24 protein-coding genes are annotated in these 26,657 nt (G+C 46.7%); 12 read left to right on the plus strand and 12 right to left on the minus strand.

Going from position 1 to position 26,657, the window contains the following annotated elements:
* Window positions 1-580: 580 nt before the first annotated feature.
* The 3 genes from PUN32_RS02965 (at window position 581) to PUN32_RS02975 (ending at window position 2,598) form a co-directional block, all read left to right on the plus strand.
* Window positions 581-958, plus strand: coding sequence for an NADH:ubiquinone oxidoreductase (locus tag PUN32_RS02965; protein WP_166015252.1), 378 nt, complete (start codon window positions 581-583; stop codon window positions 956-958).
* A gap of 192 nt (window positions 959-1,150) precedes the next feature.
* The gene (locus tag PUN32_RS02970) at window positions 1,151-2,155 is read left to right on the plus strand and encodes a response regulator (RefSeq protein ID WP_274721695.1); all 1,005 of its coding nucleotides are present in this window, start codon (window positions 1,151-1,153) and stop codon (window positions 2,153-2,155) included.
* Complete coding sequence (locus PUN32_RS02975) at window positions 2,155-2,598, plus strand: PAS domain-containing protein (RefSeq protein ID WP_166015254.1); 444 nt, start codon at window positions 2,155-2,157, stop codon at window positions 2,596-2,598. Before PUN32_RS02970 ends, PUN32_RS02975 begins: the two co-directional genes overlap by 1 nt.
* Before the next feature lie 56 nt (window positions 2,599-2,654).
* Here PUN32_RS02975 and PUN32_RS02980 read toward each other — a convergent pair whose 3' ends face one another.
* Window positions 2,655-3,650, minus strand: a complete 996-nt coding sequence (locus PUN32_RS02980) for a 2-hydroxyacid dehydrogenase (protein WP_166015255.1) — start codon at window positions 3,648-3,650, stop codon at window positions 2,655-2,657.
* A 239-nt stretch (window positions 3,651-3,889) separates the two neighbouring features.
* Between PUN32_RS02980 and PUN32_RS02985 the strand changes: the two genes are divergently transcribed.
* Window positions 3,890-5,170 carry a Na+/H+ antiporter NhaC family protein gene (locus tag PUN32_RS02985; protein WP_274721819.1) on the plus strand — a complete coding sequence of 427 codons (1,281 nt, stop codon included), beginning with the start codon at window positions 3,890-3,892 and terminating at the stop codon, window positions 5,168-5,170.
* A gap of 71 nt (window positions 5,171-5,241) precedes the next feature.
* On the opposite strand, the gene PUN32_RS02990 is transcribed toward PUN32_RS02985, so the two are convergent.
* Complete coding sequence (locus tag PUN32_RS02990; protein ID WP_274721696.1) at window positions 5,242-6,066, minus strand: potassium channel family protein; 825 nt, start codon at window positions 6,064-6,066, stop codon at window positions 5,242-5,244.
* A gap of 87 nt (window positions 6,067-6,153) precedes the next feature.
* Window positions 6,154-6,702: an outer membrane protein gene (locus PUN32_RS02995; protein WP_166015258.1), complete on the minus strand. Its 549-nt coding sequence runs from the start codon at window positions 6,700-6,702 to the stop codon at window positions 6,154-6,156.
* Between the two features lie 580 nt (window positions 6,703-7,282).
* On the opposite strand from PUN32_RS02995, the gene PUN32_RS03000 reads away from it, so the two are divergent.
* Both PUN32_RS03000 and PUN32_RS03005 read left to right on the plus strand, forming a co-directional pair.
* Window positions 7,283-8,326, plus strand: coding sequence for a GMP reductase (locus PUN32_RS03000; protein ID WP_274721697.1), 1,044 nt, complete (start codon window positions 7,283-7,285; stop codon window positions 8,324-8,326).
* Between the two features lie 289 nt (window positions 8,327-8,615).
* Window positions 8,616-9,749, plus strand: a complete 1,134-nt coding sequence (locus PUN32_RS03005; RefSeq protein WP_274721820.1) for a glycerate kinase — start codon at window positions 8,616-8,618, stop codon at window positions 9,747-9,749.
* 52 nt (window positions 9,750-9,801) lie between these two features.
* Here PUN32_RS03005 and PUN32_RS03010 read toward each other — a convergent pair whose 3' ends face one another.
* Complete coding sequence (locus PUN32_RS03010; RefSeq protein ID WP_274721698.1) at window positions 9,802-10,566, minus strand: DeoR/GlpR family DNA-binding transcription regulator; 765 nt, start codon at window positions 10,564-10,566, stop codon at window positions 9,802-9,804.
* Window positions 10,567-10,849: 283 nt separating this feature from the next.
* Here PUN32_RS03010 and ltnD point away from each other — a divergent pair, with 283 nt between their 5' ends.
* The 5 genes from ltnD (at window position 10,850) to PUN32_RS03035 (ending at window position 16,059) form a co-directional block, all read left to right on the plus strand.
* On the plus strand, window positions 10,850-11,758 hold the full coding sequence (ltnD, locus tag PUN32_RS03015; RefSeq protein WP_274721699.1) for an L-threonate dehydrogenase: 909 nt from the start codon (window positions 10,850-10,852) through the stop codon (window positions 11,756-11,758).
* 25 nt (window positions 11,759-11,783) lie between these two features.
* Window positions 11,784-13,040 carry a 3-oxo-tetronate kinase gene (gene otnK / locus PUN32_RS03020; RefSeq protein WP_274721700.1) on the plus strand — a complete coding sequence of 419 codons (1,257 nt, stop codon included), beginning with the start codon at window positions 11,784-11,786 and terminating at the stop codon, window positions 13,038-13,040.
* 11 nt (window positions 13,041-13,051) lie between these two features.
* Complete coding sequence (otnC, locus tag PUN32_RS03025) at window positions 13,052-13,699, plus strand: 3-oxo-tetronate 4-phosphate decarboxylase (protein WP_274721701.1); 648 nt, start codon at window positions 13,052-13,054, stop codon at window positions 13,697-13,699.
* Complete coding sequence (gene otnI, locus PUN32_RS03030; protein WP_274721702.1) at window positions 13,699-14,475, plus strand: 2-oxo-tetronate isomerase; 777 nt, start codon at window positions 13,699-13,701, stop codon at window positions 14,473-14,475. Before otnC ends, otnI begins: the two co-directional genes overlap by 1 nt.
* Before the next feature lie 129 nt (window positions 14,476-14,604).
* The gene (locus PUN32_RS03035) at window positions 14,605-16,059 is read left to right on the plus strand and encodes a GntP family permease (protein WP_274721703.1); all 1,455 of its coding nucleotides are present in this window, start codon (window positions 14,605-14,607) and stop codon (window positions 16,057-16,059) included.
* A 186-nt stretch (window positions 16,060-16,245) separates the two neighbouring features.
* Here PUN32_RS03035 and PUN32_RS03040 read toward each other — a convergent pair whose 3' ends face one another.
* Window positions 16,246-16,884: an HAD family hydrolase gene (locus PUN32_RS03040; protein ID WP_274721704.1), complete on the minus strand. Its 639-nt coding sequence runs from the start codon at window positions 16,882-16,884 to the stop codon at window positions 16,246-16,248.
* Between the two features lie 171 nt (window positions 16,885-17,055).
* Here PUN32_RS03040 and PUN32_RS03045 point away from each other — a divergent pair, with 171 nt between their 5' ends.
* Window positions 17,056-18,825, plus strand: a complete 1,770-nt coding sequence (locus tag PUN32_RS03045) for a SulP family inorganic anion transporter (RefSeq protein WP_406707945.1) — start codon at window positions 17,056-17,058, stop codon at window positions 18,823-18,825.
* Window positions 18,826-18,874: 49 nt separating this feature from the next.
* On the opposite strand, the gene PUN32_RS03050 is transcribed toward PUN32_RS03045, so the two are convergent.
* The 7 genes from PUN32_RS03050 to rbsD all read right to left on the minus strand — a co-directional run bounded on the left by PUN32_RS03050 (window position 18,875) and on the right by rbsD (window position 26,655).
* On the minus strand, window positions 18,875-20,554 hold the full coding sequence (locus PUN32_RS03050; protein WP_274721821.1) for an RluA family pseudouridine synthase: 1,680 nt from the start codon (window positions 20,552-20,554) through the stop codon (window positions 18,875-18,877).
* A 111-nt stretch (window positions 20,555-20,665) separates the two neighbouring features.
* Window positions 20,666-21,685, minus strand: coding sequence for a substrate-binding domain-containing protein (locus PUN32_RS03055; protein WP_274721706.1), 1,020 nt, complete (start codon window positions 21,683-21,685; stop codon window positions 20,666-20,668).
* Window positions 21,686-21,694: 9 nt separating this feature from the next.
* Entirely contained in the window at window positions 21,695-22,615 is a 921-nt protein-coding gene (gene rbsK, locus PUN32_RS03060) for a ribokinase (protein WP_274721707.1), read from the minus strand.
* A 155-nt stretch (window positions 22,616-22,770) separates the two neighbouring features.
* Window positions 22,771-23,649, minus strand: a complete 879-nt coding sequence (gene rbsB / locus PUN32_RS03065; protein WP_274721708.1) for a ribose ABC transporter substrate-binding protein RbsB — start codon at window positions 23,647-23,649, stop codon at window positions 22,771-22,773.
* Between the two features lie 58 nt (window positions 23,650-23,707).
* Window positions 23,708-24,691: a ribose ABC transporter permease gene (gene rbsC, locus PUN32_RS03070; protein WP_406707946.1), complete on the minus strand. Its 984-nt coding sequence runs from the start codon at window positions 24,689-24,691 to the stop codon at window positions 23,708-23,710.
* Window positions 24,692-24,705: 14 nt separating this feature from the next.
* The gene (rbsA, locus tag PUN32_RS03075) at window positions 24,706-26,208 is read right to left on the minus strand and encodes a ribose ABC transporter ATP-binding protein RbsA (protein WP_274721709.1); all 1,503 of its coding nucleotides are present in this window, start codon (window positions 26,206-26,208) and stop codon (window positions 24,706-24,708) included.
* A 27-nt stretch (window positions 26,209-26,235) separates the two neighbouring features.
* A complete protein-coding gene (rbsD, locus tag PUN32_RS03080; protein ID WP_274721710.1) occupies window positions 26,236-26,655 on the minus strand; it encodes a D-ribose pyranase in 420 nt (139 codons plus the stop codon).
* Window positions 26,656-26,657 lie beyond the last annotated feature (2 nt).

Below are 26,657 nucleotides of genomic sequence, written 5' to 3' on the forward strand. Positions count from 1 at the left end.
CGGATAGCGTGGAAAAGTAGCGTGCTATTGCGTACGACACGGACGGTTACGAATAATCCAACCAAGCGATGTGTATACAAAGAACTTTTTCTAGCCGCGATTGAGTCTAGAGCAAACCATTAAGTTGTCAATCGAATCTTGAACAGAGTCGAAACTTGTTAACAAAATTCATCGATTTTTTGCATCCCATCGCATTGAGCGGTGATTTGGTGTTCTGAATACTGAAAGATGAGTGTGTTAGGTGCTGAGCAGATTGTAGGCTACGCCGTTTCTAGTGGTAGCAAGATAAAATGGGTCTTATCTCTCAGAATAGAAAAAATGAGCAGATGAATATTATGGTTATTAAGTCGTTCAAAGTTGCCGTCAGTGGCGATATTGACCTCTGCTGTCTAGTTATCTATTGAATTTATTGATGATTTTTATTTGGCATTTGGTTGATGGTTGGTTTTTGTAAAATTGATTAACTCAATACATTACTTGTTTAGAACTTGAAATAAATTTAGGAAGGTTCAAAATTAACTAAAAATGAGTTTGCAAAAATGAAGGGATGCGGTTAACGATAATTTGAGGTAGGTGCACCATGAAACTATTTTTAATTCTGATGCTTTCTGTATCCGGTGGAATCGCTTCTGCGGATCATCTCTATTCGTTTATGCTCGGTTTTGGCGTGGCTTCCCTTGCCGTCGGTAGCTGTTACTGGCTGGCGTTTCGCAGTACTCGTTTTCCACAATTGGCGGTGTTTTTGCTGCTGTGTGGTTTTTTTGCCAAAGTAGCGGTGACTGTGGTCGGAGTGCTGTGGGGTATTTCTAATCAGCTGATGACCTCCCCATTTGTGTTTGCGTTGTCATATCTGTTCTTCTCGATTGTTGCGACCTATTTTTGGTTTCGTTACCGCGAATTATCGATGAAACTGAAAGACAAAATTATTGCTTCACATACTCAGCACCATTCCCATTAACGGTAGCGGTATATGGTTGACTAAAGCAGAACCTGCGTGTTCTGCTTTTTTATGCCTCAAAAACGGATCATGCTAGCCATGTGAGTTAGCTGATTAGCGTTGCTCTAGGTTGATCTCGCCACCGTGTAATGGTAGGTATACACTGTAGTCTCTGATAAAAATATTAATAAAAACCAATAATAAGGTGGTGGCATGTCTGTTCCTATTTTGATCTGTGATGACTCTCCACTAGCGCGCAAACAGATGGCGCGTTCGCTTCCCGCCTCACTCAATGCTGACATCACTTTTGCAGTGCATGGGCTCGATGCGATGGAGATTTTGGCCCAGCAAAGTTTCAAACTGATGTTTTTGGATCTCACCATGCCTGAGCTCGATGGTTTTGAGACCTTAGAGGCCATGGTGAAAAAAGGCGATACCACGCCGGTGGTAGTGGTGTCTGGCGATATCCAACCTAAAGCGGAACAGCGAGTGTTAGCGCTGGGCGCGAAAGCATTTATTCAAAAGCCGATTGATAAAAAGGTGCTGAACGATGTGCTTAAGCAGCTGTTTGAGCCACCGACTCAGCCTCGCATGATTACCCCTGTCGCGCTTGAACTGCCAATCTTGAAACGGCGCGATATTTACATGGAAGTGGCTAACGTGGCGATTGGTCGTGCGGCGGATGCCTTGGCTCGCCACTTTGATGTGTTTGTTGAGCTGCCATTACCGAACGTCAATATTTTTGAAGTCAGCGAGCTGCATATGGCACTGCGTGACTTGGCCGATAACAGCCAAGTTTCTGGTGTTTGTCAGGGCTTCAGTGGCGAGGGCATTGCTGGTGAAGCTTTGGTATTGCTCAGTGATTCGAGTGTCGCCGAGCTGAAAAGGCTGATGAAAGTACCTGTGGCCAGTGAAGATCTGCAAGAGCTAGAGCTGTTGATGGATGTCTCCAACATTCTGGTCGGGTCATTTTTAAATGGTTTAGGCCATCAAGCCGAAGTGCGCTTTTTCCAAAGTGCTCCGGTGCTATTAGGTCGCCATCTCTCGATTGATTCAGTGATTGATTCCACGGCCGGTTCATTTGGTAAAACCATGACCTTTGAAGTGAGCTTCAATATTGAAGGGACCGCAATCCGTTGTGATTTACTGTTTATGTTTGTCGATCAATCGTTACCACTGCTCGACAATAAGCTGTCGTATTTGATGGAGGACTTCTAATGCTAGCCTTACCTGCGGAGTTTGAGCAGTTCCATTGGATGGTCGATATGGTACAAAATGTCGATATGGGCTTGATGGTGATTGATCGCCATTATCAGGTGCAAGTGTGGAATGGGTTTATGACCCACCATAGCGGTAAGCAAGCCCATGATGTGATAGGGAAATCTCTGTTTGAGATTTTTCCAGAGATCCCTGTGGAATGGTTTAAGTTAAAAACCAAGCCCGTGTATGATCTCGGTTGCCGCAGTTTTATTACTTGGCAGCAACGCCCTTATCTTTTTCACTGTCGCAACGTGCGTCCGGTGACTCAACAAGCGCAGTTTATGTATCAAAACGTGACGCTGAATCCCATGCGCACTCCGAATGGGATGATCAATGCGCTGTTCTTATCGATTCAAGATGTGACCAGCGAGGCTCTGATTTCACTGCAAGCCTCAGCCTAGCCATACTATTTGCACAGGCCAGAGTGACACTGGCCTGTGCGGTGCTTGAGCACGATTTATTGAATAAGCTCATTACCGGAATGTTGCTGGTTGAAAAATAGCGCAATATTATTCAGCGTGGTCTGGGCAATATTATTCAGCGCATCTTCGGTTAAAAAAGCTTGATGACCCGTGAATAGGACATTGTGGCAAGCCGATAGGCGGCGAAATACGTCATCGACAATCACATCGTTGGATTTATCTTGGAAGAACAGATCCTTCTCATTGTCGTACACATCTAAACCAAGTGCGCCAATCCGGCCACATTTCAGCGCTTCAATTGCTGCGGAAGAATCGAGCAGCTCACCGCGGCTGGTATTGATGATCATCACCCCATCTTTCATCTGTTCAAAGGCCGATTGGTTGAGTAAATGGTAGTTTTCTTGACTCATTGGACAGTGCAATGTGATCACATCGCTGTGGGCAAACAGTTCGGCTAGTTCAACATAGCGTGCACCCAATGCTAGCGCATCTGGGTTTGGATAAGGGTCAAAGCACAGGATCTGCATACCGAGCCCTTTGAGAATACGCATGGTGGCTACCCCGATTTTTCCAGAGCCAATCACACCAACGGTTTTGCCATAAAAGTTAAAGCCGACCAAACCATCGAGCGAGAAATTGGCATCGCGCGTACGTTGATAAGCTTTATGGAAACGGCGGTTTAAGCACATCATCATCCCCACCGCATGCTCTGCGACCGATTCAGGTGAGTAAGCAGGAACGCGAACCACTTGCAGGCCCAGTTTTTTCGCTGCGACTAAATCGACTTTATCAAAGCCTGCGCAGCGCATGGCAATCAGACGAGTCCCGCCTTGATAGAGTTGCTCTAATACCTTGGCATGCAGCTCATCATTAACAAAAGCACACACCACTTCACAGCCTTGCGCCATCTGTGCGGTTTTTTCGGTGAGTCGGAAATCATGAAAGTGCAGGGTCAATTGTGAGTGATCAACTAGCTGATTAAATGAGCTGATATCATAAGATTTGGCACTAAAAAATACGGCGTTGAGCATAGTCGTTCCTTGTATTGGGGACTTTTGCTATTGATATACCCATTGTCGGCAAAAATAAACCCCAAATTTTCTAAGTATAAGCTTGGCTTAATGGATGTTTGGACGTCTAGACTGTTGACTTCCATGCTGCTTGGCTTTAGGCTTTGCGACCAATTTTATAATAATATTTTGATATCAATATGCACTCCACTTCTTCATCACAGCCGCAACAACCGAATGGATTAGCCCTGTTACCACTGATGGTTTTCTTACTGCTCTTTATGGGGGTGGGAAGCTATCTGACTTGGCAACAGGTTGATTTCGCATTTTATCAATTGCCTGCACCGGTTGCGGTATTACCTGCTGTAGTGCTGGCGATTGCTTTAAGTAAAGAATCACTCAATCGAGCGATTGAGCAGTTTTTACGCGGTGTGGGTCATAGCGATATTATGGCGATGTGTATGATCTACCTACTCGCTGGGGCATTTGCTGCGGTAGCCAAAGCGACTGGAGGTGTGGATGCCACCGTGAATCTTGGCCTTGCATTGTTGCCGGCTAGCCTGATTTTGCCTGGCTTATTTGTGATCTCCGCTTTTGTCGCCACCGCGATGGGCACCTCAATGGGTACCATTGCCGCGATTGCTCCGGTGGCTTTGGGGATTGCTCAAGCCGCTGAGTTGAATTTAGGTTTGACGGCGGGTGTGGTGCTAAGCGGTGCGATGTTTGGTGATAACCTTTCGATCATTTCTGATACCACGATTGCCGCCACACGCTCACAAGGCTGCCACATGCGTGACAAGTTTAAAGAAAACATCCGTATCGCGCTGCCTGCTGCCGTGTTGGCTTTGGTGGTCTTTGCCTTGAGTAGTCAAGCTGCACAATCTCCACAAACCAGTGCGATTGAGTGGCTAAAAGTGCTGCCATATCTCACCATCCTAGTGTTGGCGGTGATGGGACTGAATGTGTTTCTGGTGCTATTGGTTGGGATTTTAATTGCGGCTGGTGTGGGTAGCTTTAGTGATGGCTACGCACTTTCGGCACTTAGCAAAGATGTTTACGCTGGATTTGGCAATATGCAGGAGATTTTTCTGCTGTCGATGCTGATCGGTGGTATGGGCGAGCTGATGAAGCAGCAGGGCGGATTATCCTTCTTAACCCACCAAATTAGCCGCATGATCAATAAATTTGCCCGCTCACACAGCGATGTCCAAAAAATGCGTGCCAGTGAGTTAGGCATTGCTGGTTTGGTGGCTCTCACTAACGTGTGTACCGCTAATAATACGGTGGCGATTATTGTCAGCGGTGGCGTCGCCAAAGAGTTAGCCCAGCACAATGGCGTAACGGCTAAGCGCTCGGCAAGCCTACTCGATATTTTCTCTTGTATTATGCAGGGGGTGTTACCGTACGGCGCACAGGCGCTACTGCTGGGCTCTATTTTCCACCTCTCACCACTTAGTGTGGTCAGCTATTCTTACTACTGCTTCTTCTTGGCTGCCGCGGCGGTGGTGGCGGTATTTTTACGCCACCCTGCCCGCGGGTAAGTATTGCTAAGCGCTGTTGTGGGTTGTTAACGCAGTTGTCATTAATACAGTTGTTATTAATGACATGGCTGTTAACGCGACACACGACGGCGCTTAGTTTGAGGTTTCGAAGCGGTTCTTTGAGTGGCACGTTCCGCTAACTGTTGACGATAATTTGCGAGATGAAAACGCCGTTTTGGGCGCTGCGCTGCGACCAATTGCGCTAGTTGTGCTTCTAAGTGTTGATTGCTTTCAAGCAGGGTATTGAGCGATTGGTGATCTTTTTGCGCCGTATCGTCTTCGAAAAAAAATGACGCAACACTGGCGGTCAATAAACCAAACAAGGTAATGCCGGTCAGCATTAAAAATACTGCCACGCCACGGCCAAAACCCGTTACCGGATACATATCTCCATAACCTACCGTGGTAATGGTTGTCATTGCCCACCATAGTGCATCGGTATAGCTGTTGATTGGGCTTGGGGTGCCTTTTTCGACTAAATACACAAACGCCGCAGAGAGTAAGACGGTTGAGAGACTAGTGAGGCCAATAAAGCTGAACGTCTTTTGCCGCAACACCGATTTGGTTTGTTTCCAAGCTTTGGGCAGCACTAATAAGATGCGCAGAAAGCGCAGTGGCCGCAAAAATGGCATCGCGACGATCAACACATCTGGCCAATTTTGTAGCATGTACTGCCATGGCTTAGGGCTAATAAAAATCTTCACCAGCAGTTCGGTGGCGAAAATTCCCCATATAATCCACAGCAAACCATCCAGAAACTCTAAATCATCGCTGGCGAGATCTGCAATATCGGGCAGCAGAGCCACCACAACATACAGCACAGAGAGAATGAGCATTGGGGTTTCCGTGGTGGTTTCTACTTTTGCTAACAGCTTTTTCCGAATCGCTAACTTCATAAACTTAGAGGAGAGAGGGCAAAGGTTGCTCTAGACTATCAAAAAATGCTGGGTAGGTATTGGTTAGAAATCAAGTTAATCGCTGGCTTAAAAGCGATATTGTCCACCGAGCGTAAACGAGAGGCTCGAATAATCTTGTTCTAAAAATTGGTAGCTCAGCTCCATGGTAAACGCCAAACTTTTGTCGAGACTCGATTGTACTTTAGTGCCCACGCCGAGATAGGGATTGGTTCCAGAATACTGCTGATTATCATACGGCGAATCAAACGGATGGCGTTCTTTAATTTTCATGCGTGCCAAGCCACCTCTGGCATACACCATCGTCATATTATTCAGTGGTTGCTCCATAAATGCACCGAAGTAAAAACCTTCGACTTTAACGTCAATATTTTGCCGCTGCGCATTGAGCATTTCAGCTCCATCACCAATCATGCCTGAGTAGCCGACATCGAATCCGATAAATGGTGAAAATTGGTATTGGTAACCAAACTGAGTCAGCCAAACCTCATCGGTACTGACTGGGCTATCAATTCGGCTGAGCCCGGTTTTTAACGAGAATAAATAAGGGCTGGAGCCCGCATAGGCAGGCAGCGCCAACCAACAACAGAATATAAGCCAATACCGTCCGCGTACCATAGGTCACCTATTTCTTTCCTTGTAAGGAGATGTCAAACCACATTGTTACCCACTGGTCACTTGATGGGCGGTGGGTGAATGCCAATTGAATTCTGGCATTATAATTGGTTTAAAAGTAAGCAATAAATGCGCCGAATCGCGGTTTATCACTAACCATTGATATGTAGTGTGATTTTGATCGATTTTCGATATCAATGCGAGTCATCGTGCGTACGCAGGGGACTTTAAGATGTGATCTGTGTCTAAATTAACACAATTTAGGCTTAAGCAATCGATTCCCAAACCCAGTAAAGTGAGATGAACATAGCCATGGATCTGGTGTAACTATCTGTTTTTAAATTTATTTTTTGAGAGTGGATGTGTCGAGGTTATGTTGAGTATGAAAACTTCGGCAGGGTAACACAAAAAAAAGTCAAATATCAGTCTTGAGAGAAAAAAAACGCGGCCTATAATGCTGAAAACCGGAGCGTCTGCCAACGCTCCGGTTTTTTTGTGTCCGAAAGGTACTCACGTCTGCCAACGAGGGTACTACGCACTGTGCTAAACGACACAAATGGTCAATTAATCAAGGAATTACATAATGCGTATCGAACAAGAACTTAAGTTAGGTTTTAAAGATGTCCTGTTTCGCCCGAAACGTTCCACGCTGAAAAGCCGCTCTCAAGTTAATTTAACCCGCGATATTACTTTCAAACATAGTGGCCGTCAATGGTCTGGCGTACCAGTCATTGCAGCTAACATGGATTCGGTAGGCAGTTTTGCCATGGCCAGCGCATTGGCGGAACACGGTGTGATGACTGCGGTACACAAGCACTATACTGTGGCGGATTGGGCTGAGTTTGTAGAAAATGCGGATAAAACCACGCTCAATAATGTAATGGTGTCTACTGGCACTTCTGCGGCGGATTTCCAAAAGACGCAAGATGTGATGGCGTTGTCTGATGAGTTGATTTTCATCTGCATCGACATTGCCAATGGTTATTCTGAACATTTGGTCGAATACGTACAAAAAGTTCGTGCCGCTTTTCCCGATAAAGTGATCTCGGCAGGCAATGTGGTGACCGGCGATATGGTTGAAGAGCTAATTCTGGCTGGTGCCGATATTGTGAAAGTCGGGATCGGTCCAGGTTCGGTGTGTACCACGCGGGTAAAAACCGGCGTAGGCTATCCACAGTTATCAGCGATTATTGAATGTGCCGATGCCGCCCATGGTTTAGGTGGCCGCATTATTGGTGATGGCGGTTGTACTTGCCCGGGGGATGTGGCCAAAGCGTTTGGTGGTGGTGCCGATTTTGTGATGCTCGGTGGAATGTTAGCCGGCCATGAAGAAGCGGGCGGCGAGCTGGTGGTGCAAGAGGGCGAAACTTTCATGAAATTTTACGGCATGTCATCCAAGAGCGCGATGGACAAACATTCCGGCGGTGTGGCGGGCTACCGTGCAGCCGAAGGAAAAACCGTACTATTGCCCTACCGTGGCAGCGTACACGGTACCATCCAAGATATCCTCGGTGGCGTACGCTCAACCTGTACCTACGTAGGCGCAGCGGAACTTCGTGAGTTAACTAAACGTACCACTTTCATCCGTGTTCAAGAGCAAGAGAACAACGTCTACGGGCGTGAGTAAGCCTTATATTGATCGGAAAAATCGAATGATTAAGAGCCGTTTTTAACGGCTCTTTTTTTGCTCTAAATTTTGGTAATGGTGAAAAAGTGGCGGCGGTGGCGATGAAAATTTTTGTGGCGGCAGCCTGAGCAATTCCAAATTGGAAAGCGGATTTCGTGTGATCCGGTCTGATAAAGGATTACCGTTACTGTTTGCCAATAGTAGCAAGAGATGGTATCTACAACCTGATGATTGTGGTGTGTCATCTTGATTTTTCTCGTATTCGATTTTTTTATTTGCGAGGCTTATGATGAAAATTGTAATTGCTCCTGACTCTTACAAAGAAAGCCTGACGGCAATGGAAGTAGCGATGGCCATTGAATCTGGGTTTCGTAAAGTGTTGCCAGACGCCGATTACGTTAAATTACCGATGGCCGATGGTGGTGAAGGCACTGTGCAATCGCTGGTTGATGCGACCGGCGGTGAAATTATTCGCTGTCAGGTCACGGGGCCGTTGGGCGAGCAAGTTGATGCGTTTTACGGTTTGCTGGGGGATCAGCAAACGGCAGTGATTGAAATGGCGGCAGCATCCGGTTTGCATCTGGTGACGCCGGAGCAGCGCAATCCACTGCAAACCACCACCTACGGTACCGGTGAGCTGATTTTGGCTGCCTTAGAGCGTGGGGTGCGACGCATCATCATCGGGATCGGTGGTAGTGCCACCAATGATGGTGGGATTGGTATGGCGCAAGCGCTCGGTATTCGCCTGCTGGATAAGCAAAGCCAAGAGATCGGATACGGTGGCGGGGCACTGGCACGTTTAGCGACGATTGATATGTCGGGTCTGGACCCCCGTTTAGCGCACACCGATATTGAAGTAGCGTGTGACGTAGATAACCCACTGTGCGGCCCGAGAGGGGCGTCGCACGTGTTTGGTCCACAAAAAGGGGCCACGCCAGAGATGGTGGCGCAGCTCGACGCTAACTTAGCGCACTATGCCGATTTGATGCAGGCGCAACTGGGTTGCGATGTGAAAAATCGCGCTGGCGCCGGAGCGGCGGGTGGTCTGGGCGCAGCGCTAATCGGGCTGTTACAGGCGTCCTTGCGACCGGGCATTGATATTGTGATGGATGCGGTGAACCTGCGTGATGTGGTGCGCGATGCTGATTTGGTGATCACTGGTGAAGGGCGAATTGATAGCCAGACCATTCACGGCAAAACCCCGATTGGTGTGGCGCGCGCGGCTAAAGAGTTCAACAAGCCGGTGATCGGGATTGCCGGTTGTTTGGCCAACGATTGTGATGTTGTTCACCAGCATGGTATCGATGCGGTGTTCAGTGTGGTGCCGGGGTCAGTCAGTTTGGTGCAAGCTTTACGCGATGCGGCATTCAATGTGGAGCTGACGGCGCGTAATATTGCTGCGGTGTATGCACTCACACGCTAATTGTCATGCTTATCTAGTCAGGAGCGTGTAGATTGTCGGCTTCAGCATATGGTTACAAGATATCAGTATAGACATTTAGTCCTTTATCAAGCAGATCCTGTACGACGTTGCTTGGAAGGTTTTTGTCGGTGATAATCCCATTGAGTTGTTCAATATCTAAGGCGTGAAAGCTTGCGATGCGGCCATATTTGGTAGCATCTGAAATGAGATAGCTCAGTTGAGCAGCTTGAGCAATAGCTTGCTTTACTTGTACTTTATTTTCATTCGGGGTTGATAGCCCTTTCATGCTCCAAGAGGATGACGAGATAAACGCCACATCAATATTCATTCCTTTTAGGAACTCTGCAACTTTACCGCCAATCGCTGATTGATTTTCTCGATCAACCCTTCCTCCAGTATGATATAGATCACATTGACCATTATTCATCAGAAAATTAGAGATAGAAAAGTCGTTAGTGATCACTAAAAGATCTGCTCGATCGGCTATTTGATGAGCAATCTCTAAAGCAGTAGTTCCGGCATCTAAGTAAATAGTCGCATTTTGCTCAATAAGACCTATCGCAATTTTTCCAATATGGATTTTCTCATGCGCTTGCTGCTCTATTTTATCATTGTGTGATAACTCGACGTGTAAGGCTTGGGCTAATTGAGCTCCTCCTGATACCGAAATGACCTTGCCTGAAGATTCTAGTTTGGCAATATCCCGACGGATTGTCATATGTGAAACCTTCAGGTGCTCCGTTAAATCTGAAATACTCAATACCTCCCGATGAGATAATAGGGACAAAATAGTTCTTTGCCGCTCGGCTGGGATCATGATTTCACTTCTCTCTATCTACCTGTTTTTCATATCCTAACAAACTTTCTAATGTATGTGAACATATGTGAATTTATGTTCAATTCATCAAATGCAAATGAGCATCATGGCTATTTAAAGCGTGTTTTTGGCTGTTATAGATAAAAACCAAGTATAAGGTGTTATCCATTGTTAATTTATGTGATTGCCGTCTGAGTTATGGTTTGTTTTTCACATATAATCACAATAGTGAACAATATGTGACGCATTTGAATTCAATCTCTGATTAGGAAGGTTAATGGTGATGAAAAAAATTCAATCAGTCGGTGTGATTGGTTTGGGCTCAATGGGAATGGGCGCCGCCAAGTCATGTATACGTGCAGGTCTGGATGTGTATGGTTTTGACCTGAATCCTCAAGCGCTCAAGATACTCGCAGAGTATGGTGCGAAAGCGGTTTCAACTAACGCGCTTGAATTGGCAGATAAACTTGATGCACTGCTGATCCTGGTGGTTAATGCGGAGCAAGTAAATAGTGTGCTTTTTAAACATGGACTTGCAGCAGCATTAAAACCCAATACCCCAGTAATGGTGTCGGCAACCATTTCAGCACAAGATGCAAAACAGATACAAGCCAATTTGGCTAAACATAATCTCGTGATGCTGGATGCTCCGGTGTCTGGTGGTGCGGTAAAAGCAGAGGCTGGTGAAATGACCATTATGGCATCTGGAGCCCAGAGTACATTTGAGGTACTAGAGCCAGTGCTAAGTGCTACAGCCACTAAGGTTTACAACATAGGTGAAACGATTGGTCTTGGGGCCACGGTAAAAATTATTCATCAACTACTTGCTGGTGTTCATATTGCTGCGGGTGCGGAAGCTATGGCTCTCGCGGCGCGAGCAAATATTCCGCTTGATCTGATGTATGACATCGTCACCCATGCTGCGGGTAATTCTTGGATGTTTGAAAACCGCATGAAGCATGTCGTTGATGGTGATTATTCTCCTAAATCGATGGTCGATATTTTTGTAAAAGACTTAAACCTAGTATCGGAAACTGCAAAAGATCTGAAATTTCCGTTATCGCTATCCAGTGCGGCTTTAAACATGTTTGTCAGCGCAAGTAATGCAGGATTTGGTCAAGAAGATGATAGTGCAGTTATCAAAATTTTTGATGGTATTAAGCTACCTGGTGTGGAAAGCAATAATCAATAAGCTCACGTAAAGCGGAGAACGAATTATGTTACTCGGTGTTATTGCAGATGATTTTACTGGTGCAACCGACATTGCTAGTTTTTTAGTCGAAAATGGCATGCGTACCGTCCAACTTAACGGCATTCCACAACAAAAGATGGATGTAAGCGTTGATGCGGTGGTTATTAGTCTTAAATCTCGTTCCTGCCCTGTAGAGCAGGCAATTTCTGACTCAGTTACTGCTTTGAAATGGCTCCAAGCCAATGGGTGTCAGCAGTTCTATTTTAAATATTGTTCGACTTTCGACAGTACAGCTCAAGGCAATATAGGGCCGGTAACCGATGCTTTACTGGCTGAATTAGATCAAGACTTCACCGTGGTGTGTCCAGCGTTGCCGATCAACGGACGTACGGTGTACAACGGCCATTTATTTGTATTTCAGGATTTACTCAGTGATTCGGGAATGCGCCACCATCCGGTAACACCAATGACAGATTCTAGCTTAATACGCATGATGGATTCACAGTCGCAAGGGTCTACGGGATTGGTGAATTTTCAAGTTATAGAGCAAGGATCATCGGCGGTTATCAAGCGATTTGCCGAATTAAAGCAGCAAGGTAAACGCTATGCGGTGGTTGATGCATTTAACTCTAATCATTTAGCGATACTTGGACAAGCGGTGCAGTCGTTAAAATTAGTGACTGGTGGTTCAGGTTTAGCCGCTGGCATAGCTAAGAACTGGCTAGAGCATTTAGAAGATCAAACTCAGGCCAAGCAAGTGGGTAAGCCCACCAAAGCTCCAACCGTGGTTTTTTCAGGTTCCTGCTCAGTGATGACTAATCATCAAGTGGAGGTTTACAAATCCAAGGCTCCTCATATCGCGATAGATGTTCAAGCGTGTATGACCGATGACGGATACATAAATCAGCTGTTTGATTGGGTTATCAGCAATCTTGACGGTGAATTTGCGCCACTAATATACGCCACAACAGATGCGCCAGCACTAAAAGAGATTCAACAACAATTTGGCGCACATCAATCAAGCCAGGCGGTTGAATATTTATTCAGTCAGTTGGCAAGCCGACTGCAGCAATATGGAGTGAAGAATTTTATTGTGGCAGGGGGGGAAACGTCGGGTGTTGTTACCCAAAGTTTAAATGTCAAAGGCTTCCATATCGGTCCACAAATAGCGCCTGGCGTACCATGGGTCAAATCTTTACAAGGGGAATTATCGTTAGCACTTAAATCTGGCAATTTTGGCGATGAAAATTTCTTTGTCAAAGCACAGTCATTCTTTGCATAAATGGGGTAATTATGAGCCATGATTTACTGACAGAACAGCAGCTACGAGAACAGATGGTTAGCCTAGCCCGCTCAATGTTTGAACGGGGCTATGCGACCGGAGGTGCTGGAAATTTATCACTAAAACTGCCCAATGGGCTGGTTCTCGCAACGCCGACGGGTACCTCACTTGGTCGTTTAGTTGCAGAAGATCTTTCGGTCGTGGACGAGGATGGTAATCATATATCCGGTCACAAACCCTCCAAAGAGGTAGCCTTTCACTTAGCAATTTATCGCAACAATTCTAAGTGTAATGCGATAGTTCATTTGCATTCGACTTATTTAACCGCACTCTCTTGTCTTGAAGGGATAGATACTGCTAATGCAATCAAACCTTTTACTCCCTACTTTGTTATGCGTATTGGTGAGTTACCGGTTATTCCTTATTTCCGTCCAGGAGATCCTAAAATTGCGCAGGAATTAGCCCAGCGGGCGGGTGATTTCCGTGCTTTTTTATTGGCTAATCACGGTTCGGTGGTTACTGGCACTGATTTTGTCGATGCGGTAGACAATGCAGAAGAGCTTGAAGAAACAGCAAAACTGGCATTCATTCTGAAAGATAGTCACATCCGTTATTTAGCGGACCACGATATTCAAGACTTAAAAGGGAGATCTAAATAATGGCAAAGTTCGCAGCAAATCTGACCATGTTATTTACTGAAGTTCCGTTTTTAGATCGTTTTCAAAAGGCGTATCAAGCGGGTTTTAAAGCGGTTGAGTTCCTTTTCCCTTATGCCTATCAGGCGTCAGAACTTGCAAGTAAAATCAAGCAATTTGATCTTGAGCAAGCACTGTTCAATATGCCACCGGGTAACTGGGATGCCGGCGAACGAGGGTTTGCCGCGCTCCCGGGCCGTGAAGCAGAATTCAGAGCCAGCGTTGAAGTCGCTATTGTTTATGCAAACGCCCTCAATTGTAAAAAAGTGCACGCAATGGCAGGGATACTTGATGATCGTTTTACTCGGGAGCAACACATCGCCACTTTTATCGCAAACATACGTTATGCGGCAGATAAGTTCGCACAGCAGGGGATCGAATTGATGATTGAGCCGCTCAATAATCGTGATGTGCCAAATTATTTTATTGCACACCAGCGCGAAGCGGTCGCGTTGATTAAACAAATTGATCGGTCAAATGTGAAGCTTCAATTAGATCTTTACCACGCACAAATTATGGATGGCGATCTCAGTTCATTGATTAGAGAGGTTGCTCCTTATGTAGGACATGTCCAAATCGCTTCAGTCCCAGAACGGCATGAACCATCAGAAGGAGAGTTGAATTATCCACATCTGTTTAAAGTGTTGGATGACTCTGGTTATCTAGATTGGATTGGCTGTGAGTATAAGCCAAGAAAAACCACGCTAGATGGTCTTGGCTGGATCAATTCGTACTTATAAGTCAGCACTGCTGATTATTCCTATTATTTGTGCGACTTAACTTAATGTTAAATCAAAAGTGCAATGAGTGTTCATTTATCACTTTTATAGGCACTTACCCTACAAAGCAAAAGACAAAAGGTAACCCAAATGGACGGAGCATTGATAGGTATTATCATTGGTATTATTGCCATGATGGTGATGATCATAAAAACACGTATTCCAGTAGCACTTGCAATGGTTATTGCAAGCATAATTATGGGTCTATTCGCAGGAATGGCTCCAAATGAACTGATTAATGCGATTCAAGCTGGCTTTGGTGGTGTATTGGGCGGGATAGGGCTCATCATCGCGTTTGGTGTAATAATGGGGGCGTGTTTTGAACGCTCAGGTGCTGCAGTACGAATGGCGAAAACTTTTGTCAAAATTTGTGGCAAAGGACGAGAAGATTTGGCTCTTGGTTTCACTGGTGTCGTGGTTGCAATTCCAGTATTTTGTGACTCCGCCTACATCATTTTACACTCGCTTGTGCGAGCTATTTCAAGAGATACAGGAAAATCAGCGGTTGGGCTTGGTGTCACTTTAGCTCTAGGCTTACTTATCACTCACGCACTTGTACCACCAACACCAGGTCCTGTTGCTGTTGCAGGAATTCTTGGTGTCGATCTTGGCAAGTATATGCTGTGGGGGTTAGTGGTGTCAGTTCCTATGATGCTGTTGTCGATGATTTATATCCGTCGAATTGGCAACGAATACTACCGAGTTCCACAAGGTGACACATGGATTACTAGCCAAGCACAATGGGCAAACTTAGAGGCGGTTAAGGCAACAGATGATAAACAGTTACCAAGTAACTTCCTATCTTTTGGCCCAATTTTAGTACCTATCACGCTAATTCTTTTTAATACGTTGGTAGGTAAAGGTGATTCTGAGTTTCATACCATACTTGCCCTTATTGGTAACCCCGTTGTTGCAGTCGGTATTGGCGTGTTAATGGCGCTTTATGGCTTGACTCGCCATATTGAACGGAAAGATATGGTAGGTTCAATGGATGATGCATTGTCTACTACAGGATTAATTCTTGTGGTAACCGGTTGCGGTGGAGCAATGGGGGCAGTGCTAAGAGCCTCTGGAGCTGGACCACAAGTAGCAGAAGCGATTGCAAGTAGTGGTATACCGCCATTACTGGTACCACTCGCGATTGCATCAATGCTTAGAATTATTCAAGGTTCAGCAACTGCTTCAATGATGGTGGCAGCAACAATGACACTGCCACTCGTGGAGACGCTTGGCTTAGATCCTGTATTCGTTGCCTTAGCGTGTGCGGTTGGTCCGGTCGGTTTTTCGCATCTCAACGACTCATATTTCCATATTATCAACCGTACACTAGGGATTACTGAGCTAATGGACCAATTGAAGATTTGGTCTGTCTCTTCAACTATCGCTTGGGCAGTGGGAGCGTCAATTATCATGGCACTCAACCTTGTGTTTGGAAAAGGTGGTACGCTTATTGACCCACTCATTCCTATCGCAGTTCTGATTGTGGTCATTGCTTGGGTGAAGAATAAGCAGCATAAAGTAAAGCCGGAGATTGCGACCAGTTAAAATACCATAGCCTTGCACACGGAAAGTGTAAGGCTCTCATTGAGAGAACGCGCTTTTTAATCACACGCTTTGATAATCACCCCTGAAATTAATTTAGCTTTTAAGCGTAGTAAAAATCGGAACTTACTGAATAAGTTCCGATTTTTGGTGAGCATTGTTCTTATGCTGTAGGATAGTGGTACTTTTCTAAAGCAGTTCAATCACGTGATCTAATCGAGCGCAGATCGGGTGGCCTAATGCGATCACTTCTGGGCTTGGTTTGACTAAATCTGGGATCTGGAAGGCGTGCATTTTGGCGGCCATCGCGGCTTTGATGCCGTTATTGGAGTCTTCAAAGGCTAGGCATTGGCTTGGTTCCACTCCTAAACGCTGTGCCGCGAGCAGATAAATCTCCGGATCAGGCTTACCGTGGCTCACTTCACAGCCGGTCGTAATATTCTCGAAATAGTGATCTAAACCTGCCAGTTGTAATTTGATCAAGGCTAACTCTTTTTGCGTTGAGGTTGCGACGGCAAGCCGGATTGAGCGAGCTTTTAGCCACTCCAGCAGGGTAATCACGCCCTCTTTATGTGGGATGGCTTGATGCATTACCACCGCATTGTATTGTTGACGCCATTGATTATGTAAGCGTGGCAAATCATCACCATAGGCTTGGCTTAAAATGCCATTAATGGTTTTGGCGTTACAGCCGATGATGGATAAGTAGACCTCTTGATAAAAAGGTAACTCACAAGCGGCACAGGCCTCTTGAAACACGCGCATACAAACTCGTTCAGTATCGAGCAGCAGGCCATCCATATCAAAAATGGCAGCTTGAAATTCCATTGCTTACACCTACCTCAAAAAAAGTGAGCCGCTATTGTTACACATTTTATCGATGGGTGAGAACTCTAAACATCTTGTATTAAAAATCAGCAGATTAGCGAGAGAGTTGGGTTTATTTCCGCTAAACTGTGTAGCAGAAGAATAACAATTGAATGTCGGCTGGTGGATGAAATGAAATTAGCATGGGTAAGACAATGGTTACCGGGGCTCTACCAATATCAAGGTTATGAGCGAAGCTGGTTAGTGGATGATGTACGTGCCGCATTTTCGGTGGTGGCGGTGGCGTTACCGGTGGCGATTGCTTATGCGCAATTGACTGGCGTGCCAGCGATTGTCGGGCTCTATTCTTGTGTGCTGCCGATGTTAGTTTACGCCTTGATGGGCACTTCTCGGCAATTGATTGTCGGGCCTGATGCGGCAACGTGTGCGGTTATTGCCGCGGTTGTTACTCCACTGGCTGCGGGGGATGCCACGAAACATTGGCAGTTAGTGATGACCATGACCGCGATGACTGGTTTGTGGTGTCTTTTGGCCAGTCGGCTCAAATTAGGGGTGTTCGCTGATTTTTTATCGCGGCCGATCCTACTTGGACTACTCAACGGTGTGGCACTGACGATCATTGTCGGCCAATTTGCCAAAATATTGGGCCTGAAATTCGAAAACCGTTATCTATTGGAGCGAATTGTTGAAGCACCAGAGCTGCTTTACGCCCTGCATTGGCAAACCTTGAGTTTGAGTGTGCTCACGCTAGTGATGTACTTGGTGATTAAACGTTGGCAGCCAAGGTGGCCAGCCGCCATGTTTGCGATTTTGGTTTCGGCTTTGTTGGTCTGGGGCTTCGACCTTGAAGATGTTGGCGTGCAAGTGGTTGGCGTGCTCCAAGGTGGGCTGCCTGAGTTTCAAGCGCCAGTGTTTGATCTGGGGATCAGCCGTGAATTAGTGATGCCCGCGTTGAACTTAGCCATGGTCAGTTTTGTTAGTATGATGCTGACTGCGCGCAGCTTTGCCGCTAAAAATGGCTATGATATTGATGCGGATAAAGAGTTTCGTGCGCTTGGGGTGGCCAATTTGGCGGCGGCATTTTCACAAGGTTTTGCGATTAGTGGAGCCGATTCACGCACCGCGGTCAATGATGCTAATGGTGGTAAATCGCAATTGGTGTCGGTGATTGCCGCCTTAATCATTGCCCTAGTCGCGGTATTCGCTTATCAACCCTTGCAGTTTATTCCCGTCGCTGCGTTAGGGGTGGTGTTAGTGATCGCTTCATTATCGCTGCTTGATTTGCAAGGAATTTGGAATCTGAGAAAACGCGATAAAGATGCCTTTTATCTCGCGTTGATCACCTTTATTGCCGTGCTAGTGATTGGTGTGATCCCAGGTATTACATTGGCGGTTTTACTGGGGTTATTCCAATTCCTTAAACTGATTATGCGTCCTAGCGATCAAATGATGGGGCTAGATGAAGAGGGGACACTGCGCACTTTGGATGGCACGGAGAAAGCGAAGCCGATCCCTGGGATGGTGATTTTCCGTTTTAACTCACCCCTGACTTACTTTAATGCGCCTTATTTTAAGCGGCGCATCCTCGATCAAACCGAGCGTGAAGAGACGCAGCTTAGCTGTGTGATTATTGATGCGGTGGCGAGTTTTACCCATTTGGATCTGAGTGTGATGGCGATGTTGTCCGACTTGCATGGCATACTCAAAAAACGCGGTATCCGCCTGATTTTGGCTGGCCGTAAGCGTAGCCTGCGTCACTGGTGTGAATTAACCGGGATTAGCACTTCCGAAGGCGGAATTGTGCTGCGGGCCGATATGTATTTAGCCATCAAACTCAGTGGCTGTTATTTGAGTGCGATAGAAGAAGGTCAGATCCCGGCGGTACAAAAAGAGCCGGAGATCAGTGTGCTGTTAAAACCGGTCACCACGGAAGTGGCTTAAGCGAGCGTTATCGGGGCAATAGGGGCTCAAGGTCTGAGCCCCTATTGGTCTAAAAATCGGCTGCAACCTCAAAGGTCATTGGCTGCTGAGTATAAGGATGAGTAAAACTTAGTTGCTCGGCATGTAAATATAAGCGCTGATCTTGGCTGCCATACAGATCATCGCCGACGATCGGGCAGTTAAGACCAAGCGGATGAGCGCAATGGACCCGCAGTTGGTGAGTGCGCCCTGTATGAGGGTAAAGGTAGACGCGCGTTTTGCCTTGTTCAATCCGTACTGTGTGCCAATGGGTGAGTGCCGGCTTACCTTGTTGTGTACACACTTTTTGCCTTGGTCTATCATCGAGATCGCCGCACAGCGGTAATCTAATCTCACCTTGAGTTTGTTCTAACTTGCCATCAAGTAACGCCACATAGCGTTTCGTCACCGCACGCGTAATAAACTGTTTTTGTAGATGTTTATTGGCACGCCGAGTGAAAGCAAACACCAACAGACCCGAGGTCGACATATCTAAGCGATGCAGGGCAAACACCCCCTCGGTATCGGGAAATTGTGCTTGTAAGCGGGTCAGGACCGAATCTTGAATGTGCACTCCGGGCACCGAGAGAAATTCAGCCGGTTTATTCACCACGACGATCGCCTCATCTTGATACACAATGCTAATCTGCTGATTGGCCGCCGGATTATGCAATAGTGGATTATCGTCTAACGCCATTCCTTGTAGCATGTGGGCTAAAATAGGTTGGCACTTGCTTTGGCACGCCGGATAAAACTTGCGATGTTGACGAATTTCCGATTTGGGAGAGCGTCCCCACCAAAACTCTGCTAATGCGATAGGTTTGAGCTGATGCTGAAATGCGTAATGCAGCAGTTTGGGCGCGGCACACTCACCAGAACCAGCGGGTGGCTGCGGATTTTTGCTAGCGGCAAACAGCTCGAGCAAGTTTTTTTGTGTGCCATCGATATTGCTAAAACGATAGGCGGAAAAGAGTTTGTTTTGCAAAGCCGCTGAACGCTGTTTACGCTGCTGCTTGAGCTGTTCAATATGGTTTTGTTTACTCGCCAATTGACTTTCTAGTGCGGCAATTTGCTGCTGCCAATCTTGCTTGAGCAGCTGTAATTGACGTTTTTGCTGCACACTGGCTTGCGCAAGCGCGGCAAACAGCGCGGCTTGCTCTGCCACCGGGCGTTGCTCGGCTGCGTCTCGTTGTTGTTTGCGTACTTGGCGCTGCTCTATCATTAAGGCGCGCTGTTGCTCAAGCGCTTGTGCCGCTTGGGCTTGATAATCTGCCAGCGTGTTTGCCAACCGGGCTAGCTCTGGGTCAGCTTGTTGTTGACGAACTTGCTGATTGATTGCGGCAATTTCATCACCGTCGAGTCGAAAAAACTGTTGATCGGCAAAACGGTCAAACACTGGCGGTACAAAACCGGGTAGCTCATTTTGCTCTGCGAGTTGACCGGAAAATGCCGCTAAATAGCCTAAGGCTCCCGAGTGATGTTGCACAACCAAGACACCAAACATTTTGCCGTGGGCGAGCGGATCGCTTTCGGTTAATCCAAACGGATGGTACCACTCGGTTTGCTGGGTCAGATGCTCTTGTAACTGTTGCGCGGCAATTTCACACAATCGGTGTGGCTGATAGCAAAATGGGTAGGTAAAACGCTCAGGCAGCGCAATCTCGCTGACGGGGGCAACAAAATCAGTAAAACAGTTCGGTAAAGCAGACATAACCAGCATTGAATCGGCAAAGCAAACGCGCATCTTACCTGCTCTATAGCGACTTGTCAGGTGGTGTTTTTCTGCGTTGGTGGGTGATGTTTGACCTGTGCTCAATCACCGTTAAGCACCTGTCGAGGGCAATTCTTTTTTCACGCTGCTGCGTTCAACCAAGGTTGGCTCTAACTGCACTACTTGGGGGGCGGCGTATGGATTTTGTAGTCGATGTAACAGGGTATCGATCGCGGCTTGACCGAGGCGATATTTGGGTTGATGGATGGTGGTTAACGCGGGAGACATAAACTTCGCAATATGAATGTCATCATAGCCAATTAACGACAGATCATCGGGGATCTGCACTCCTCGATGATGAGCGGCTTGGATGACCCCCATCGCCATCATGTCGTTACACACAAACAGTGCGCTCGGCAGCGTTCCGCGTTGGCAAAGCTTTTCAAATGCTTGGTAACCACCAGTGCATTCGAAATCGGCTTCGACAATCCAATCCGGGTTAATGGTTATTCCGGCATCAGTCAATGCTCGTTTATAACCTTCATAGCGCATTTGTGCTTGATGACGCATTAAAGGTCCGGTGACACAACCAATGGTGCGGTGTCCGCATTCAATCAGATACTTGGTTGCCATGTAGCCGCCTTGTAGCGAATTGTCTTGAATTTTATCGCTGGCAAACAGCATCGGGCCCCAGTCCATTACCACCACGGGAATATCGGGATAACGCTCAAACATCTCCAACCGTTCACCTTCTAGGCTGGAACACATCAGTAACAGGCCATCGACCCGTTTTTGCAGCAAGGTATTGATGCTGGCTTGCATGCGTTGGTGATCGCCTTCGGTATTACACAGGATCAAGTTATAGCCTTGCTGGTAGCAGCTACGCTCGACACCTTTCACCACCTCACCAAAAAACGGGTTACTCGAGGTGGTCATTAGCATGCCGATGGTTTTGGTGCGGTTCATTTTTAGGCTGCGCGCCAGCGCTGACGGTGCATAATTGAGTTGCTGAGCCGCGTTATTGACTCGCTCAGCAATCTCATCACTCACAAAACGGCTTTGATTAATCACATGGCTAACGGTGGAAGTGGAGACGCCAGCCAGTCGAGCGATATCCTTCATGGTAGCCATCGTTTTTTCCTATGCGTGTTGTGCTAAAAAGGCGTCCACTTCTGCACGCTTTGGAATGGAGGTTTGTGCTCCCCAACGCGTTACTGAGATTGCTGCGGCAGCGTGGGCAAACGTAATCGCTGATTCTAGAGGCATTTCTTCTAATAAGCCAGCTACCAATGCACCGTTAAAAGTATCGCCAGCCGCGGTGGTATCGGTGGCTTTGACGATAAAGCCGGGAATGCGTTGCCCGCGACCATTTTGACTTAGCCATACGCCTTTTGCACCGAGCGTGATGATGACGATTTCAATGCCTTTACAGTGTAAAATGTCAGCTGCTTGCTGGGCGCTGGCATCATCAACAACGGTAATTCCGGTTAACATTTCGGTTTCAGTTTCGTTGGGAGTGATCAGATCTATACATTTCAATAGTTCATCAGGCAATTGGCGAGCAGGAGCAGGGTTGAGGACGACGTTACTTTTTGCGGCTTTGGCTTCTTGTGCTGCTTTTAAAATCCCGTCAAGTGGTGTTTCTAATTGCATCAATAGATAACGTGCGTTGCGAATTGCCGCAAGATCCGATGTAATCGTTTCGCTAGTAAGTTTGGCGTTAGCTTCTGCAGATATACAGATGCTGTTTTCTCCGCTATCAGAGACTTGAATCATCGCAATCCCGGTTGGGCAATTAGGCTGTAGTTTGATACCTGAGACATCGATCCCGTCCAATTTAAAACTTTCACGAATATTGATGCCAAAAGAGTCATCACCGACACAGGCAATAAAACTGACATCGGCTTGCATGCGCGCTGCTGCGACCGCTTGGTTTGCTCCTTTACCTCCGGGTATGACTTGATAATTACGCCCATGCAAGGTTTCGCCAGGGCGAGGGAAGGAAGGCACTTGCAGCACATGGTCTGCGTTGACGCTACCCAGAACCACCAACTTATTCATACGGTTATCCTTTGTACTTATGAGTAAAAACAGAGTGGTTTAATGGCTTTGTTATTTGACATTACAACGCTTCAAATAACTAAGATATTGCATAGAGGTAAAAACCCGCAAACCACACGGTTTTCCCTCCCCGAATTGAGGAGGGAATGATCGACTTATTTCGAAATCACTTTCAAAGCGACTGGGATATAAGCTTCTACGCTTTCACCTTTAAGCATTTTATCTGCGGTTTCGATACCGATTGCGCCAATCATGTCTGGTTGTTGAGCGACGGTTGCTGCCAACTGGCCACGTTCTACAGCGGCAATACCATCATCAGTTCCATCAAAACCGACAATCATAACTGATTTACCAGAGGCTTGAATGGCACGCAGTGCACCCAATGCCATTTCATCGTTTTGCGCAAACACAGCTTGCACATTAGGATTGGCTGCTAACAGGTTTTCCATGACGTTCAAACCTTTTGTACGGTCAAAGTCTGCAGGTTGACTAGCAAGCAGTTGCATCTTGCTACCTTTTACTGCATTCATAAAACCTTCACCACGTTCACGCGCTGCGGATGTTCCGGCAATGCCTTCCAGCTGAATCACTTTGGCATCACTACCGATCATCGCCTCTATAAAATGGCCTGCCATTTCACCACCCACTACGTTGTCTGAAGCGATGTGACTGACCACATCACCACGGCTTGCACCACGGTCTAGGGTTAGCACTGGAATTTTTGAGCGGTTGGCGATTCGTATCGCGTTGGAAACGGCATCAGAATCGGTTGGATTAATCAGAATCGCTTTTACGCCACGCACAGTGAGATCTTCTACGTTAGAAAGTTCTTTACTTGGGTCGTTTTGTGAGTCGAGCACAATCAGGTTGTAGCCTAGTTCTTTGGCTTTCGCCTCTGCTCCATCTTTCATCGTGACAAAGAAAGGGTTGTTTAGTGTTGAGAGTACAATCGCCACCGTATCTTGTGCTTGTGCAGCAAAAGACACCGAAGTGGAGAGTAGAGCGGTAGAGATAAGAGTCGTCAGTTTTTTCATTATCATAGTCCTTTGGGTTTTGCCTCGCAGTAGTTAGCCTGCGGAGGTTGTTCACGTTTTATTTATTTTTGTTGTCTACCAGTACGGCTAGCAAAATAACAACTGCCTTAGCAATCATTTGGTAGTAGGAGGAAACATCGAGTAAGTTCAATGCGTTGTTTAAAAATCCGATAATCAGTGCGCCGATCAGTGTACCCATAATCCGGCCTTTACCACCCATCAAACTGGTGCCACCAAGTACCACGGCGGCGATTGCATCCAGCTCATAACCCATCCCTGCAGTTGGCTGCGCTGAAGAAAGGCGTGAAGTTACAATGATGCCTGCGAGTGCTGCGAGTAAGCCACAGAGGGCATACACACCAATTTTGACACTATCAACATTAATACCAGATAAGCGAGTCGCTGATTCATTACCGCCCACCGCATAGATATAGCGGCCAAAACGAGTGTGATTGAGTAGATACCAAGCGCTAGCAAAGACGGCGACCATCAACCACACCGGAACGGGGATCCCGAGTGCATAGCCAGTTCCAAACCATGCAAAGGCATCTGCAGTATCGGTAAATCCAGTTGAGATTGGACGACCATCGGTATATACCATGGTTACGCCGCGTAGTAGGGTCATTGTCACTAGAGTAGCGATAAACGCCTGCACTTTGCCTTTGGCGATAATCATGCCACTGATGGCACCTAATACCGCACCGGCTAATAGCGCAGTAGGAACTGCGACCAGTACAGGAACTTCCATTGCAACTAAGCTAGCGGCGAAGGCCCCACACAGTGCGAGTACTGAGCCGACGCTTAGATCAATTCCTGCAGTTAAAATGACCAAGGTCATGCCGACGGCAATGATTGCGTTGACCGAGGTTTGGCGCAAAATGTTCAGTAGATTATCAACGGTAAAAAAATTGGGGTTTAAGAAAGAGACCACTACCACTAACAGCAGCAGTGCAATTAGGGATTTTTGTTCAATTAACCACTCTTTGCTGAGCAGTTTGTTACGGTTATCGGATGTGGTATTGATCATGGTTCGGGTACTCATAGTGTATCCTTGTTTCATGCAGCATGGGCAGGGTTACGCCCTACTGCACACGCCATTAGTTTCTCTTGGTTGGCTTCGCTGGCGATAAATTCGCCGCTAATTCGCCCTTCATGCATTACCAGAATACGGTCGCTCATTCCCAGCACTTCTGGCATTTCAGAAGAGACTAAAATGATGCTCATGCCTTCTGCTTTGAACTTATTGATCAGTTGATAAATTTCTTTTTTGGCGCCGACATCAACTCCGCGAGTGGGTTCGTCCAAAATGAGAACCTTTGGCCTTGTCATCAACCCTTTAGCGATCGCCACTTTCTGCTGATTGCCGCCAGAGAGGTTACCGATGATCTGATCACGGCTTGGGGTTTTTATGTTGAATAGGCGAATGAAATCATCCACCGCGATCACTTCATCTGCATGGCGAATTTGCATACCGTGGCTTAATTGTTCTAGCGCACAGAGTGACATGTTCTCTTTCACCGAAAGTCCCAGCACCAAACCGTCTCCTTTTCTATCTTCGGAGATATAAGCGATGCCATTGGCTAAACCATCTTGTGGACTGATTGGATTGACGGTGCGACCGTTGAGGTTGATTACGCCACGTTCAGATGGCAGCGCACCATAAATCACTTTCATTAATTCGGTGCGACCCGCACCCATCAAACCGGAAATACCAAGAATTTCGCCTTTTTTCAGAGTGAAACTGACATCATGCACACCTGAACCCGTCAACCCAATTATTTCAAGGCAGATGTCTCCTTGTTGTGCAGCGATGCGTGGGTACTGTTCTTCTAATTTCCGTCCGACCATCATCTCAATTAGGCCATCTTCATTGGTATCGCACACACGGCACTCGCCAATAAATTTACCATCACGCAATACCGTAATGTCGTCGCAAATTTCAAAAATTTCTTTCAGTCGATGTGATATGTAGACAATTCCACAGCCTTGCTCACGTAGTTCATTGATAACATTAAACAACGATTCGGTTTCGGTATCGGTTAAGGCATCCGTTGGTTCATCCATGATGATAACTTTTGATTCAAACGATAGTGCTTTGGCTATTTCGACCATTTGTTGTTCACCAAGACTCAGGTCATCGAGCAGGGTTTTAGAACTGTGTTTGACGTTTAAACGCTTCAATAGTTGATCGGCTTTTTTATGCATTTCATCCCATAAGATGCGTCCAAATGGAGAGGTCATTTCGCGGCCAAGGAAAATATTTTCTGCGATAGTGAGTTGTGGGATCAGGTTCAGTTCTTGATGGATGATACTGATACCCGCCAGTTGTGAGTCTCGTGGACCTTTAAAGCAAATGGGTTGGCCTTGATACTCAATATGACCTGCATCCTTACTGTAGATACCAGTCAGCACCTTCATCAAGGTCGATTTGCCTGCACCATTTTCTCCTAGCAACGCCATTACTCGCCCTGGATAGACATTCAGGCTAGCTTTATTTAATGCTTTTACACCAGGAAAGGATTTTTCAATTTGGCTCAGGGCTAAAATTGCTTGAGTCATAGTGGTTCCTCAGTTGTTGCGTGTGGTTTAAAACACGACACCCGCTTGGAAAATCACATTGGCGTAAGGGGTACATTCGCCAGTACGGACGATGGCGCGGCTGTGTAACGTGCGTTGTTTAAACGCTTGATGAGTGAGGTATTGAATGGTGATTGGTTTACCATTGATCGGCGGCTGTGCGGCTAACTCTTGGCATAGGGCTTGGTGTAGCTCAGGGCTGACTTGGGCGAACTCTTCGGCGATGATGGCGCTTTCAATCTGGGTTTCAGATAATATCACCCGTACTGTGTCCAAAAAGGCTGGCACACCATGAGTCAGGGCCAGATCAATCCGCGTTACGTCATCGGAGATGGGTAACCCCGCATCACAAATCGTGATTTGGTCGGTATGGCCCAGTGTGGCGACCAGGTAGGAGAGTTCAGCGTTGAGTAGGGTACTTTTTTTCATAG

This window comes from Vibrio chanodichtyis (assembly GCF_028863985.1).
Classification (GTDB): domain Bacteria; phylum Pseudomonadota; class Gammaproteobacteria; order Enterobacterales; family Vibrionaceae; genus Vibrio; species Vibrio chanodichtyis.